Source organism: Sporichthya polymorpha DSM 43042 (assembly GCF_000384115.1).
Classification (GTDB): domain Bacteria; phylum Actinomycetota; class Actinomycetes; order Sporichthyales; family Sporichthyaceae; genus Sporichthya; species Sporichthya polymorpha.
In genome coordinates, this window is record NZ_KB913029.1 from 2,291,140 (window position 1) to 2,304,757 (window position 13,618).

13 protein-coding genes are annotated in these 13,618 nt (G+C 72.3%); 5 read left to right on the top strand and 8 right to left on the bottom strand.

Features of this window, described 5'->3' with window-relative positions; translation table 11 throughout:
• The first annotated feature begins 8 nt into the window (after positions 1-8).
• Both SPOPO_RS29080 and SPOPO_RS29085 read left to right on the top strand, forming a co-directional pair.
• The gene (locus SPOPO_RS29080) at positions 9-1,184 is read left to right on the top strand and encodes an SAM-dependent methyltransferase (protein ID WP_019874900.1); all 1,176 of its coding nucleotides are present in this window, start codon (positions 9-11) and stop codon (positions 1,182-1,184) included.
• Positions 1,181-2,251: a hypothetical protein gene (locus SPOPO_RS29085; protein WP_156869809.1), complete on the top strand. Its 1,071-nt coding sequence runs from the start codon at positions 1,181-1,183 to the stop codon at positions 2,249-2,251. Before SPOPO_RS29080 ends, SPOPO_RS29085 begins: the two co-directional genes overlap by 4 nt.
• Positions 2,252-2,321: 70 nt before the next feature.
• On the opposite strand, the gene SPOPO_RS0111375 is transcribed toward SPOPO_RS29085, so the two are convergent.
• From SPOPO_RS0111375 to SPOPO_RS0111390, 4 genes are all read right to left on the bottom strand, one after another.
• Positions 2,322-3,245: a cation diffusion facilitator family transporter gene (locus SPOPO_RS0111375; protein WP_019874902.1), complete on the bottom strand. Its 924-nt coding sequence runs from the start codon at positions 3,243-3,245 to the stop codon at positions 2,322-2,324.
• Between the two features lie 38 nt (positions 3,246-3,283).
• Positions 3,284-4,432: an MFS transporter gene (locus tag SPOPO_RS29090; protein ID WP_019874903.1), complete on the bottom strand. Its 1,149-nt coding sequence runs from the start codon at positions 4,430-4,432 to the stop codon at positions 3,284-3,286.
• Positions 4,433-4,509: 77 nt separating this feature from the next.
• Positions 4,510-5,628 (bottom strand): phosphoserine transaminase, encoded by a 1,119-nt coding sequence (serC, locus tag SPOPO_RS0111385; protein WP_019874904.1) that lies wholly within the window; start codon positions 5,626-5,628, stop codon positions 4,510-4,512.
• 124 nt (positions 5,629-5,752) lie between these two features.
• Positions 5,753-6,868 (bottom strand): citrate synthase 2, encoded by a 1,116-nt coding sequence (locus SPOPO_RS0111390; RefSeq protein WP_019874905.1) that lies wholly within the window; start codon positions 6,866-6,868, stop codon positions 5,753-5,755.
• A 190-nt stretch (positions 6,869-7,058) separates the two neighbouring features.
• Between SPOPO_RS0111390 and SPOPO_RS0111395 the strand changes: the two genes are divergently transcribed.
• Positions 7,059-7,760: a dienelactone hydrolase family protein gene (locus tag SPOPO_RS0111395; RefSeq protein ID WP_019874906.1), complete on the top strand. Its 702-nt coding sequence runs from the start codon at positions 7,059-7,061 to the stop codon at positions 7,758-7,760.
• 8 nt (positions 7,761-7,768) lie between these two features.
• A complete protein-coding gene (gene pdxH, locus SPOPO_RS0111400; protein ID WP_028984701.1) occupies positions 7,769-8,404 on the top strand; it encodes a pyridoxamine 5'-phosphate oxidase in 636 nt (211 codons plus the stop codon).
• Between the two features lie 11 nt (positions 8,405-8,415).
• Here pdxH and SPOPO_RS0111405 read toward each other — a convergent pair whose 3' ends face one another.
• The 4 genes from SPOPO_RS0111405 to SPOPO_RS0111420 all read right to left on the bottom strand — a co-directional run bounded on the left by SPOPO_RS0111405 (position 8,416) and on the right by SPOPO_RS0111420 (position 11,724).
• On the bottom strand, positions 8,416-8,763 hold the full coding sequence (locus tag SPOPO_RS0111405; RefSeq protein ID WP_019874908.1) for a type II toxin-antitoxin system PemK/MazF family toxin: 348 nt from the start codon (positions 8,761-8,763) through the stop codon (positions 8,416-8,418).
• Positions 8,750-8,980 carry a ribbon-helix-helix domain-containing protein gene (locus tag SPOPO_RS0111410; protein WP_019874909.1) on the bottom strand — a complete coding sequence of 77 codons (231 nt, stop codon included), beginning with the start codon at positions 8,978-8,980 and terminating at the stop codon, positions 8,750-8,752. The genes SPOPO_RS0111405 and SPOPO_RS0111410 overlap by 14 nt, the downstream gene beginning before the upstream one ends.
• Before the next feature lie 558 nt (positions 8,981-9,538).
• The gene (locus SPOPO_RS0111415; RefSeq protein WP_019874910.1) at positions 9,539-10,219 is read right to left on the bottom strand and encodes a UdgX family uracil-DNA binding protein; all 681 of its coding nucleotides are present in this window, start codon (positions 10,217-10,219) and stop codon (positions 9,539-9,541) included.
• Between the two features lie 131 nt (positions 10,220-10,350).
• A complete protein-coding gene (locus SPOPO_RS0111420) occupies positions 10,351-11,724 on the bottom strand; it encodes a cryptochrome/photolyase family protein (RefSeq protein WP_019874911.1) in 1,374 nt (457 codons plus the stop codon).
• 136 nt (positions 11,725-11,860) lie between these two features.
• Between SPOPO_RS0111420 and SPOPO_RS0111425 the strand changes: the two genes are divergently transcribed.
• Complete coding sequence (locus tag SPOPO_RS0111425) at positions 11,861-13,612, top strand: ABC transporter substrate-binding protein (protein WP_019874912.1); 1,752 nt, start codon at positions 11,861-11,863, stop codon at positions 13,610-13,612.
• Positions 13,613-13,618: the final 6 nt, after the last annotated feature.

The following is a 13,618-nucleotide window of genomic DNA, read 5'->3' on the forward strand; positions in this document are numbered from 1 at the left end:
CTGAGCCCATGCCCGAGCCGCTCGCCGACGCCCTCGCCGAGGTGCGTGCGCTGCTGCTGGACGCCGACCTGCGCCGCGCCGTCGCGGCCGGCCGGCGCCACGGCGCGCCCCGCCCGCAGTGGCGCCGCGCGGAGCTCCGTCCGGTCGACCTCAAGGGCGGTCGCCGCCTCCAGCGGGTCTGCTATGACGAGCGAGCGGCGCACACGACGAACCTCGCCTACCCCACCGAGGCCGCCGACGGGGTCGACGCCCTCCTCGCCGAGCCCTACGGCAACTGGCACGTCGAGGCCGCCGGCCGGACGGTGCAGCTGCGCGTCACCAAGAAGGGTCAGGCCCAGGTCCACCGAGCGAGCGCGGCCGCGGTGCCGGTGACGACCCCGGCCGCGAAGCACGACCGCGAGAAGCCCCGGCTGATCGATCCCGGCGACCCGCTGTTCGACGTCCTCGGCGCGGACGCGGCCAAGCGCCGGCAGGTCGACGCCTTCCTCCGGCTCCTCGAGCCGACCCTGGACGCCGTCGCCGGGCGCGACCCGCTCCACGTCGTCGACCTCGGGTGCGGCAACGCCTACCTCTCGTTCGCGGCGCACCGGTTCCTGTCCGGCCGGGGCAAGGCGACGCTGACCGGCGTCGACCTGCGCGACGCGGCCCGGGCCCGGAACATCGCGATCGCCGAGCGCCTCGGCGCGACGGGCGTCGAGTTCGTCGCGGGCACGATCGCCGACGCCGACGTCCCGCCCGGTGACGTCGTCCTCGCCCTCCATGCCTGCGACACGGCCACCGACGACGCGCTCGCGCGGGCCGTGCGGTGGGAGGCTCCGGTGGTGATCGCCGCCCCCTGCTGCCACCACGAGACCGCCGCGGCGATCCGCGCCGCCGGCCCGCCCGAGCCCTACGGGCTCGTCGGGAGGCACGGCATCCTCCGCGAGCGGATGGCGGACGTCCTCACCGACTCCCTCCGCGCCACGTTGCTACGCCTGCTGGGCTACCGCGTCGACGTCGTGGAGTTCGTGAGCAGTGAACACACAGCACGCAATCTGGCGATTCGCGCGGTGCGGACCGGAGCGCCCGCCGATGCTGGTCTCGTGGAGCAGTACCGGGCGCTGACGTCGGCATGGTCGCTACGACCGCAGCTGGCTGCCCTGCTCTCCTACGAACTGACGAACCGTCACGGTGGTGAGTGGTGAGGCGCGCGCTCGTGGGCCTCGCGGCCCTGACGATGGTCGGCCTCGCCGCGGGCGTCGCCGACGCCGCCGACCAGGAGCGGATGTTCCAGTTCCAGGACGACCGGATCACCGAGTCCAGCGGGCTGGCCGCCAGCACCAAGCACGACGGGATCGTCTACACCCACAACGACTCCGACGCCGGCCCGGACCTCTTCGCCGTCGACGACTCGTCCGGCGAGACCGTCGCGGTGCTCACCCTGAACGGCGCCCCGGCCCGGGACTGGGAGGCGATGACCCGCTGCGAGAACGACGAGACGCTGTGGGTCGGCGACATCGGCGACAACATCGACGCCTGGAAGACCTACCGGCTCTACCGGGTTCCGGAGCCGGACACCCTGAGGACCGGCAACGTCGAGTTCACCCAGTACGACATCCGCTACGCCGACGGCCGGGCCCGCGACGCCGAGGCCCTGCTCTGCGACCCGCGCAACGGTCGGCTCTACATCGTCTCCAAGGAGAACGAGTCTCAGGCCGCCGTCTACCGGGGGCCCGCGACGATGAAGGCGGGGGCGGTGAACACGTTCACGCGGATCGCCTCCGCCCCGGCCGGCGTCACCGACGGCGCGTTCTTCGCCGGCGGCCGCTTCGCCGTCCTCCGCGGCTACTTCGAGGCGCGCATCGTCAGCCCGAACGCGGACTGGAAGTCGGTCGTGAAGTTCACCCCGCCGATCCAGATGCAGGGGGAGTCGGTCGCCGAGTCCGCCGACGGCGAGGACCTGCTCTTCGGCAGCGAGGGAATCGGCTCGACGGTCTGGCGCGTCCCGATCCCCGAGGACGTGAAGAAGCTCCCCAACTCCTCGGTCTCCGCCCAGGACGCGAAGGACGCCGCGAAGGACGCCAAGGACAAGGGCAAAAAGGCCGCCGACGACGCGAAGAAGGCCGGCCGGGACGCGGCGAAGGACACCTCCGACGACATCAAACGCGTCAACGACGAGGGCATCCCCGGCATCGACGGTCAGATGGTCGCCCTGTTCTCCGCCCTCGGCCTCGGGCTCCTCGTTCTCGTGTTGGCCACCCGTCGGGACTGACCCAACTTCTCCTGCGCGCCGCGCCCATCCCCGGCCCGGGAAGGGCGCGCCGCGCCGCAGAAGATGCGGGTCACCAGCCGACCTGTTCGCACCCGGTGTGGTCGGCGGGCTCGACCTGGAGGGTGGCGTGCTCGAGCTTGTGGGTGACGGAGAGGAGCTCGCGGGCCTGGTCGAGGACCGCGTGGGTGTCGGCGTCGACGGCGACGACGAGGTGGGCGGTCGCGACCTCCATCTCGGAGGTCAGCGTCCAGACGTGGAGGTCGTGGACGTCGACGACGCCCGGGAGCGCAGCGAGATCGGCCTGCAGGGCGACGAGGTCGATGTGCGGGGGCGCGGCCTCGAGGAGCACCCGCAGCGCGGAGGCCCCGAGCCGGTAGGTCCGGGGGAGGATCCACAGGCCGAGGGCGATCGCGAGGGCGGGGTCGATCCAGTCCTCGCCGGTGATCGCGATGAGCAGCGCGGCGACGATGACCGCCGCCGAGCCGACCGCGTCGGCGAGGACCTCCAGGTACGCGCCGCGGAGATTGAGGCTCTCCTTCGCCCCCTCGCGCAGCAGCCAGAACCCGACGAGGTTGACGGCCAGGCCCGCGCACCCGACGGCGAGGACCGCGGCGGAGGAGATCTCGACCGGGTCCGACAGGCGGTCCAACCCCTCCCACAGGACGTAGGCCGAGACCCCGAACAGCAGGACGGCGTTCGCGAGGGCGGCCAGGACCTCGAGCCGGTAGAGCCCGAACGTGCGGCGGTTGCCGGTCTGGGCGCGGGTGGCGGCGGCGATCGCGGCGAGCGCCATGCCGAGCCCGGCGGTGTCGGTGAGCATGTGCCCGGCGTCGGAGAGCAGGGCGAGCGAGTCGGTCGCGAGCGCGACGACGACCTCGACGACGAGGAACGCGAGCGCCAGCGCGAACGCGATCGTCAGCCGGCCGCGGTGGCGCTCCCCGGCGCGGGCCGAGGCATGGCCGTGGCCGTGCCCATGGCCGTGGCCGTGTCCCACGCGCGCCCCTCCGCCCGTCGTCCCGCCCCGACGGCGGCTCAGCGGTCGAGCGTAGCGACCCCCGCCGGGCGTCGGCCCGAGACGATGAGCGAGGTCACGGCCACGGCGAGCAGCAGCGGGACCAGCGCGAAGGCCGCCTGGACGTTGAGGGCGTCCGACATCACGCCCATCAGCAGCGGCGAGAGCGCGGCCGCCCCGCCGACCCCGAGCGCGGCGCGGCCCGCGGCGAGGTCGGGGTGCCCGCCGCCGGCCTCGATGGCCCGGGTGACCGCCAGCGGGTAGTGCAGCGACATCCCCAGCCCCATGGCCGCGAGCCCGAGCAGACCCTGGACGGGGGTCTGGGACGTCCAGAACACCGCGAACCCGACCCCGGCCAGGGACAGCGCGCCGAGCAGCGCGCCCTCGGGCTTGCGGCGCGCGATCTTCGCCCCCGCGACCCGGCCGACGAACATCCCGCCGAGCAGCACGCTGACCCCGGCCGCCGCGGCGCCCTCGGACATCCCGGCCGAGTCCCGCAGCAGGTCCGAGGACCAGACGGTCATCGAGGCCTCGACCCCGATCGTCATCGCCACGACCAGCCAGGCGCCCCAGTAGTTGCGCGGGAGCTTGCCCTTCGAACCCCGCGTCGAGGCGACGCCGTCGGGGATCGGCTCGCGGCCGAGCGTCAGGCCGAGCGCGACGACGAGAAGGATCAGCCCGAGCAGCACCGGCCGCCAGCCGAGGTCGAGCGCCGCGGACGCCGCGATCAACCCGGGTCCGACCAGTCCGAACGCCGCCGCGACCGCGTTGGCCTCGGTGATCGCCGCCGGCGCGTTCTCCTCGTGCCGCTCGCGCAGGATCACCGCCGAGCCGGTCACCAGGAGCGACCCGAACCCGCCGGCGACGAACGCGCCCGTCAGGGTCACGGCGAGCAGGTCGACCGAGCACAGGATCGCGACGCCGACCGCGATGCCGGCCATGGCCATCCGCGCCGTCCGGCCCCGGCCGAGGTGCCGGGCGAGCAGCGGGTACAGCAGCGAGGCGAGGATCGACCCCACCGAGATCATCGTCGCGTGCAGGCTCGCGACGGTGTTCGAGACGTCGAGCTCGTCCCGCAGCATCGGCACGACGGGCCCGAAGCCGAAGAGGAAGTACCCCCACAGCCCGAGCTGGCCGTAGACCAGCAGGGTGAGGCGGTCGCGCGGCATCGCCCCTCCGCGTCTCAACGCCGAACGTCCGAAGAAGTGGCTGCTATTGCGACCACTTCTTCGGACGTTCGAGCTGGCTAGAGCGCCGCGACGACGTGGTCGATGCAGGCGGTGAGCGCCTCGACGTCGGCGGGGTCGATCGACGGGAACATGGCGATGCGGAGCTGGTTGCGGCCGAGCTTGCGGTAGGGCTCGGTGTCGACGATCCCGTTGGCGCGCAGGACCTTGGCGACCGCGGCGGCGTCGACGGAATCGGCGAAGTCGATCGTGCCGACGACCGCGGAGCGCATGGCCGGGTCCGCCACGAACGGCGTCGCGAACTCCGACTTCTCCGCCCAGCCGTACAGGTGCGAGGAGGACGCGGTGGTCCGGTCGACGGCCCAGCCGAGACCGCCCTGGCCGTTGATCCAGTCGAGCTGCTCGGCGAGCAGGAACAGGGTCGCGAGCGCGGGGGTGTTGTAGGTCTGGTCCTTGACCGAGTTGTCGATCGCGGTCGGCAGGTCGAAGAAGGTCGGGATGTAGCGGCCCGAGCCGGAGATCTCGGTGACCCGCGCGAGCGCCGCCGGCGACATGACCGCGATCCAGAGCCCGCCGTCGGAGGCGAAGCACTTCTGCGGCGCGAAGTAGTAGCAGTCGGTCTGGGTGATGTCGACGGGCAGACCGCCGGCGCCCGAGGTCGCGTCGACGAGGACGAGCGCGTCGGCGTCGGCCCCGGCCGGACGCAGGATCGGCATCGCGACGCCGGTCGAGGTCTCGTTGTGGGTCAGGCCGTAGACGTCGATGCCCTCCTCGGCCACGGGCAGCGGGTGCGTCCCGGGCTCGGACTTGATGACGCTGGGCTCGCCCAGCCACGGCGCGGCCTTGCAGACCGAGGCGAACTTCGAGGAGAACTCGCCGAAGTGCAGGTGCTGGCTGCGGGACCGGACGAGGCCGAAGGCCGCGATGTCCCAGAACGCGGTCGCGCCGCCGTTGCCGAGGACGACCTCGTAGCCCTCGGGGAGGGAGAACAGGTCGGAGATGCCGGAGCGGACGCGGCCGACGAGGCTCTTGACCGGCTTCTGCCGGTGCGAGGTGCCGAGGATCGAGTCCCCGGCGGCGGCCAGGGCGGCCACGGCCTCGGGCCGGACCTTGGACGGACCGCAGCCGAAGCGTCCGTCGGCGGGAAGGAGGTCAGCGGGGATCTTGATGTCGCTCACGCGCGTATGTCCTCTGATCGAGAGGTTGGGGGACCGGGCCGGCGCCGCTGTCGACCGTCGTCCATTGTTCCGTACCCCGGTCGGTGCTCGCGCCGGAGTATCGGTGGGGGCGCCGTGCCGGGGGTCAGCCGAGCAGCAGGTCCTTCGGGATGTCGGACCAGCCGTCGACGTCCTCGGGCTTGCGGGTGGACGGGCCGATGTAGCGCGCGGAGGGCCGGACCAGGCGCCCGGTGCGCTTCTGCTCGAGGATGTGGGCGGCCCAGCCGGCGGTGCGGGCGCAGGTGAACATCGCCGTGAACATGTGCGGCGGGACCTCGGCGAAGTCGAGGACGATCGCGGCCCAGAACTCGACGTTGGTCTCCAGGACCCGGTCGGGACGGCGGGCGCGCAGCTCCTCCAGCGCCGCCTTCTCCAGCGCGGCGGCGACCTCGTAGCGCGGGGCGCCGAGCTCCTTGGCCGTACGGCGCAGGACGCGGGCGCGGGGGTCCTCGGCGCGGTACACCCGGTGGCCGAAGCCCATCAGGCGCTCGCCCTTGTCGAGGATGTTCTTGACGTACTTGGTGGCGTCGCCGGTCTTCTCGATGTCCTCGATCATGTACAGCACGCGCGAGGGGGCGCCGCCGTGCAGCGGGCCGGACATCGCGCCGACGGCGCCGGACAGGGCCGCGGCGACGTCCGCGCCGGTCGAGGCGATGACGCGGGCGGTGAACGTCGAGGCGTTCATGCCGTGCTCGGCGGCGGAGGTCCAGTAGGCGTCGACGGCCTTGACGTGGCGGGGGTCGGGCTCGCCCTGCCAGCGGATCATGAACCGCTCGACGACGGTCTTGGCCTTGTCGATCTCCCGCTGCGGGACCATCGGCTTGCCCTGGCCGCGGGCGGACTGCGCGACGTAGGACAGCGCCATGACCGCTGCGCGGGCCAGGTCGTCGCGGGCCTGGGCGTCGTCGATGTCGAGCAGCGGCTGCAGGCCCCACGCCGGGGCGAGCATCGCCAGCGCCGACTGGACGTCGACGCGGATGTCGCCCGAGTGGATCGGGATCGGGAACGGCTCGGCCGGGGGCAGGCCCGGGTTGAACGAGTTGTCGACCAGCAGGCCCCAGACGTGCCCGAAGGTCATCCGGCCGACCAGGTCCTCGATGTCGACGCCGCGGTAGCGGAGCGCGCCGCCCTCCTTGTCCGGCTCGGCGATCTCGCTCTCGAACGCGACGACACCTTCGAGGCCGGGGACGAAGTCGGACATGGGGGCCGCCTTTCAGCAGGTCGGACGGGGGCCGTGACCTCCCATTCTGTACCCGTGGGCGACCCCGCCGGTCCGCCCGGGGCGTGGCCCACGCCTCACCCGGACGGTCCAGCCGGGCTCGGCCGGCCGGCGATCCTTCCTGGTCCACGGGGCTCCCGGGCGGGTACGCGGCGTGCATAGGGTTGGCCGCATGGCGATCACGACGCAGACGGTGGAGTTCCCCAGCAACGGCGGCACGGCGGGTGGCTACCTGGCTCTTCCCGAGAGCGGCAGCGGCCCTGGAGTGGTCGTCGTCCAGGAGTGGTGGGGGCTCGACCCCTCGCTGAAGATCATGGTCGAGCGGCTCGCCGACGCGGGCTTCGTCGCCCTGGCGCCCGACCTGTACCACGGTGAGCTCGCGGCCCACGACGAGATGGACAAGGCCGGCCACCTCATGCAGTCCCTGCCGGCGGACCGCGCCGCGACGGACATGAGCGGGGCCGTCGACTTCCTCGCCGGCCACGACGCCGTCACCGGCGACGGTCTCGGCGTTCTGGGTTTCTGCATGGGCGGAATGCTCACGTTCCTGCTCGCCGCCGGCCGCGGCGACAAGATCAAGGCCGCGGTGCCGTTCTACGGCTTCCCGGGTCCGGACTCCGAGCCCGACTGGTCCGGCCTGACCGCCGTGGTCCGGGGTCACATGGCGGAGAACGACGACTTCTTCACCCCCGAGGGCGCGCAGGCCCTGGAGAAGAAGCTGCGCGACCTCGGCAAGGACGTCGAGCTGACCGTCCACCCGGGCTCGGGTCACGCGTTCATGAACCCGATGAACGCCCTCGGTACCAAGGACGACGAGCTCGCCGCCCGCTGCTGGGCCGAGGCCACCTCCTTCCTCCACACCCAGCTCGGCTGACGACGCGGTTGCCTGACGAAGCGTCAGATCTCGCGGCCATGCGCCGCGAGTACATGGAGACCGGGCTCGAGCCGGCGGACCTGCCGGCCGACCCGGTCGCCGCGTTCCGGAAGTGGTTCGACGAGGTCGTCGACGCCGGCCTGGCCGAGCCCAACGCGATGGTGGTCTCGACGGCCGGCCCGTCCTCGCGGATGACGCTGCTCAAGAGCGTCGACTCCCGCGGGTTCGTGTTCTTCACGAACTACACCTCGCGCAAGGCTCGCGAGCTCGACGCGAACCCGCGGTGCTCGCTGCTGTTCCCGTGGCACGGCCTGCGGCGGCAGGTGATCGTGAACGGCTCCGCAGCCCGCGTCCCCCGCGCGGAGACCGAGGCCTACTTCGCGACCCGCCCCCGCGGCTCCCAGATCGGCGCCTGGGCGAGTCGCCAGTCCACCGTCGTCGCGAACCGGGCCGAGCTCGACGACCGCTACGCCGAGCTCGAACGCCGCTGGCCCGGCGCCGTCCCTTGCCCCGACTTCTGGGGCGGGTATGTCGTCACCCCCCAAGCCGTCGAGTTCTGGCAGGGCCGCCCCTCCCGCCTCCACGACCGGCTCCGCTACACCCGCGCCGGGGACGGCTGGCTCGTCGAGCGCCTCGCGCCTTAGCTGACGAGTCGTCAGAGTTCGAGGTGGAGCCGGAGCGCGTCGTCCACAGCGCGGAGCAGATCGGGTCCCAGCCGTGCTATCGCTGGGCCGACTCGCTCCACGGCCACCGCGCGCACCTGCTCTGCCTGCGCCTTGCTGTCGAGTCGAAGACCGGTCTCCGCCTTCGGTAGCAGGACCTGGAACGAATACAGCGTCTCGACGTTGCTCGTCACGGGCACGACGGTGACCACGCCGCGCCCGAGGCGCGCGGCCGTGGCGTTCGCGCGGTCGTTGCTCACGACTACTGCGGGCCGGACCTTGCTGGCCTCGCTGCCGCGTGTGGGAGTGAGGTCGACGAGGCGGATCTCACCGCGACGCATCGGGCAGCCCGTCGCCGACAGCGGCCTGCCACACCTCGGCGTCGGAGCCGTCCTCCCACTCGGCCCAAGCAGCCTCGTACTCGTCGCCGAGCGACTCGTGCCGGAGCAGGTGGACGGCATGGGCCAGCGCAGCCGAACGAGACCCGAGCCCGGATGTACGGGCGTAGTTGTCGAGCAGTTCGACGTCCTCGTCCGGCAGGCTGACGCTGATCTTCATACCCGTATCCTACCCGAGTAGTACTCCCGTTCGGGAGTTCAGCGAGCCCTGGGGTTTGATCGTGCGCGGGTCGCGGCGGTGGCGGGTCCGGGCTCCGGACAGAAAAGAGCCCGCGGGCTGCCGGTCGAATGACCGGCTGCTCGGAGGGACGTAACCCCGAGCACCCACGGGCTCCGGTGACTGCAGTGGATTCGCCTGGCCGCAGACCTGCGGTCCGGTGAAGGCACCTAGTCAATGCGGCTAGCTTGCAGCCACCTCACGCGTCCGACAGCTACTCAAAGCGTGGACCACCTCCCTTCCGTGTACTGACGACGGTACGTCGCGGCCGGGAATCGTGTCGAGGGATTTCGGGCCGGGTCGCGAAGCTCTCAGGTTGGCTTTCAGGAAAGGGCGTCGGCGGCGACCCGGAGGTCGGCGGAGGGGACAGTCGGCTCGGGCTGGTCGGGTGTCGTGGTCGCGCTTCAACTCAACCGAGTGCGCAGATCGGCCCCGGTTGGGCCCGTCGAACCGGGGCTCAGCTGCGCACTCGGCGCACTTCGGCCCGTCTACGTGGGCGCCCTATCCGAGGGCGTCGGCGGCGACGCGAAGGTCCGCGACGAGGGCGGCGAAGGCGGTCTCGCGGTCGTCGGAGCGGAGGACCGCGGAGGGGTGCACGGTCGCGAGCAGCTGCGCCGCGGGGGAGCCCTCGGGAACGTCCGCCGGCACCAGGCCGCGGGCGGCGCGGTCCGGCCACGGGAGGAGGACGCCGCGCTCCTTCGTCACCCGGAACGCGGGACCGGCCAGGGCCCGGCCGGCGATCGCCCCGAGGGCGACGATCAGCTCGGGCCGGACGCGCTCGAGCTCGGCCGCCAGCCACGGGCGGCAGGCGGTGATGTGGCCGGCGTCCGGGGACTGGTGCAGCCGGCGCTTGCCCCGCTCGGAAAACCGAAAATGCTTGACGGCGTTCGTCAGCCACACCGATTCCCGCGGCAGTCCGGCCTCCGCCATTGCCGCATCGAGCAGCCGCCCGGCGGGGCCGACGAACGGTTCGCCCTCGACGTCCTCACGGTCGCCGGGCTGCTCGCCGACCATCAGGCAGCGGGCGCGGGGGTCGCCGGCACCGAAGACGACCTGGGTCGCGGGGGCGTACAGCTCGCAGCCCCGGCACTCCTCGGCCGCGGCGGCCAGGGCGCCCAGGTCCCCGTCGTCCGGGACCCAGGCCTCGGCGCCGGGACGGTCCGGCCGGGTCCGTGTCGCCATGCCGATTCCCTGCCCGTCGACAAAGGGTGTCACCCCTTGTCGACGGGGTCGGGGTCGACGTGTCCGGAGAGGGTGTCACCCCTTGTCAACGTGTCCGGGGTCGACGTGTCCGGAGAGGGTGTCACCCCTTGTCAACGGGGTCGGGGTGGGGAGATCTCCGCCAGCCGGGCCAGGGCCTCGGCGCGCTCGGCGGCGTGGTCGACGATCCGCTCCGGGTAGCCGTGGGCGTACCCGTCGAGGACCTCCCACGGGGTGTGGGCGGCCTTGCCGTCGAGGTGCGCGAGCTCCGGGACGTAGCGCCGGACGTAGTCGCCGGTCGGGTCGAACTTCAGCCCCTGGGTCACCGGGTTGAACACCCGGAAGTACGGCGCGGCGTCGGTACCGCACCCCGCGACCCACTGCCACCCGTGCTGGTTCGACGCGAGGTCGCCGTCGCGGAGCCAGCGCAGGAAGTGCCGCGCGCCGTGCTGCCACTCGACGTGCAGGTCCTTCACGAGGAACGACGCGACGACCATCCGCACCCGGTTGTGCACCCACCCCTCGGCGCGGAGCTGGCGCATCCCTGCGTCGACGAACGGGAAGCCGGTGCGGCCGGAGCACCACGCCTCGAAGGCCTCGTCGGGCTCCGCGTACCGCATGCGGGCGTACTCGGCCCGCAGGTACTCGCGGGCGCTCTCGGGACGGTGGAACAGGACGTCGGCGTAGAACTCCCGCCAGGCCAGCTCCTTGAGGTACGTCTCGTCGCCCTCGGGGTCGAGGTCGGCCAGCAGGGTCCGCGGGTGGATCTCGCCCCACTTCAGCGCGTGGGACAACTGCGAGGTCCCGTCGAGGTCCGGGCGGTTGCGGGCGTCGGCGTAGTCGGGCAGCGACCGGTCACGGAAGGCCCGCCACCGGCGCAGCGCCGCGTCCTCGCCCGCGGTCGGCAGCCGCAGCCCCTCCGGCACCGGCGCGGCCGGCAGCTCGGACGAGACCAGCGGGTACTCCCAGCGGACCGAGCGCGGCGAGCCCGCCGGCTCCCGCCACCCGTGCGCACACCAGGCCCGGAAGAACGGGGAGAACACCTGGTACGGCTCGCCCGAGTCCTTGGTGACCCGGCCCGGGGCGACGGCGTAGGGCGAGCCGACGAACTCCAACCGGATGCCGTGGGCCTCGAGGGCCGCCGCGACCCGGGAGTCCCGCGCGCGTCCGTACGGGCCGAAGTCCGCCGCCGCGTACACGACCGGGGCGTCCGCCGCGCGGGCCACGGAGACGACCTCCGCCACCGGGTCGCCCCGCCGGATCAGCAGGCCGTCGCCGCCGATGCGGTCACCCAGAGCGCCCAACGACGCCACGAGGTACGCACGGCGCACCGCGCCCGACGGCTGCCAGAGCGCGGGATCGACCACGAACAGCGGAACGACCGCTGACGGCCGGTCACCGAAGCCGGCCTGCCCGGCCGCGGCCAGGAGCGCGGGGTTGTCCCGCAACCGAAGGTCGCGGCGGAACCACAGAACGTTCGCGCTCATCGGCCGAGGCTATGCCGCGGCCGGACGCTGTCGGAAATTGGAAACAAATCGGTACTTCGACGGCGTCGGTGGAGGCTTTAGGTTGGGCCGAGTCGCCGGGATCTGCCGTCCGGTGACACCGTCCCCGGAGGTCCGTATGGCGTCTCGCCGTTACCGGTCCGCTTCGGCGTTGACCCTGGTCCTCGCGCTGGCCCTGTCCGCCTGCGGGGACGGCGGCGACGACTCGTCGGCGCAGACCACGAACCCGGAGGAGAAGCCCGCGGCGGTCTCGTTCAGCGTGGACGACGACGCGGTCGGCCCGGCGCCGCCGGTCGAGGGCGCCACCCCGGGCGGCACGCTCCGGGTGCTCGACGACTCGGACATCTCCCACCTCGACCCGGCGCGGATCTACGTCAACACCGCGGGCATGGTCGCCGGCCTGATGATGCGCACGCTGACCGGCTACCGGCAGGTCGGCGGCAAGGTCGAGCTCGTCGGCGACCTGGCGACCAACACCGGCGTTATGAAGGACAACGGCAAGACCTGGACCTACACGCTGCGCGACGGCGTGACGTGGGAGGACGGGTCGCCGATCACGTCCGCCGACGTCAAGTACGGCATCGAGCGCACGTTCTTCTCCGGTTACGCCGAGGGCCCCACGTACCTGCAGGAGTGGCTGGCCGGGCGTACCGACTTCCGCAAGGTCTACGCCGGCCCGTACGACGGGCAGTCCCTCAAGGCGATCTCCACGCCGGACGAGAAGACCGTCGTCCTCAAGTTCCCGAAGGCGCAGGCCGACGTCCCGTTCGCGCTGACGATGGTCTCGACCGGCCCGGTGAAGAAGAGCAAGGACACCCGCGGCAAGTACGACCAGCGGCCGTTCGCCTCCGGGCCGTACAAGATCGGCTCGCGGCAGATCGACAAGTCGATGACGCTGGTCCGCAACGAGGCGTGGAAGCCGGAGTCGGACCCGATCCGCTACCAGTACCCCGACAGGTACGAGTTCCTCTGGGGCGACCAGCGCCTCGCGCAGTACCAGCGGATCATCGCGGGCAACGGCGGGGACGCGGCGGCGGTCCCGTTGCTGCAGAACATCGCGACCGAACTGCTGGCGCAGGTGACCAGCACTCCCGAGCTGAGTCAGCGGATGATCGCGGGCTACACGCCGTTCGTCTTCTACTTCGCGATCAACACCCTGCGGATTCCCGACGTCGAGGTGCGCAAGGCGCTGCTCCACGCGTTGCCGCGGCAGCAGCTGCGCCAGATCGCCGGCGGTCCGATCGTCGGCGACTTCGCCAACACCATCTCCGGCCCGACCCTGGTCGGGCACGAGGACTCGAACGTCCACGGCGCGACGCCGGAGGGCGACCCCGCCAAGGCGAAGGCGATCCTGGAGGCAGCCGGCAAGGTCGGCCAGAAGATCGTCTACGCGTACCCGCAGACCGACGACCACGAGCGGGGTGCGGTCGTCCTCGAGCGTGCGCTCTCCGAGGCCGGGTTCGAGGTCGTCACCAAGCGGCTGTCCGCGAAGAACTACTACGACGAGATCGGCAAGCTCGACGCCAAGCTCGACCTCTTCCAGGGCGGGTGGGGCTGGGACTGGCCCGGCGGGTCGACGGTCTACCCGCCGCTGCTCCACAGCAGCCGGGCCGTCGAGCTGGGCACGAACTTCGCCCACTTCCGGAATCAGGAGATCGACGCCGAGATCGATCGGATCTCCCAGCTCACTGACCCGATCGTCGCCGGCAAGGAGTGGGCGGAACTCGACCGCAAGGTGATGGCGCTCGTGCCGATGATCCCGTACCGGTACGACCGGGCGGCCCAGTTGGCCGGGCCTCGGGTCGGCAACGCGACGCTCGACGCGATCTTCGGGATCGTGAACCTCAACGGACTCTTCGTGAAGCCCTGATCTCCC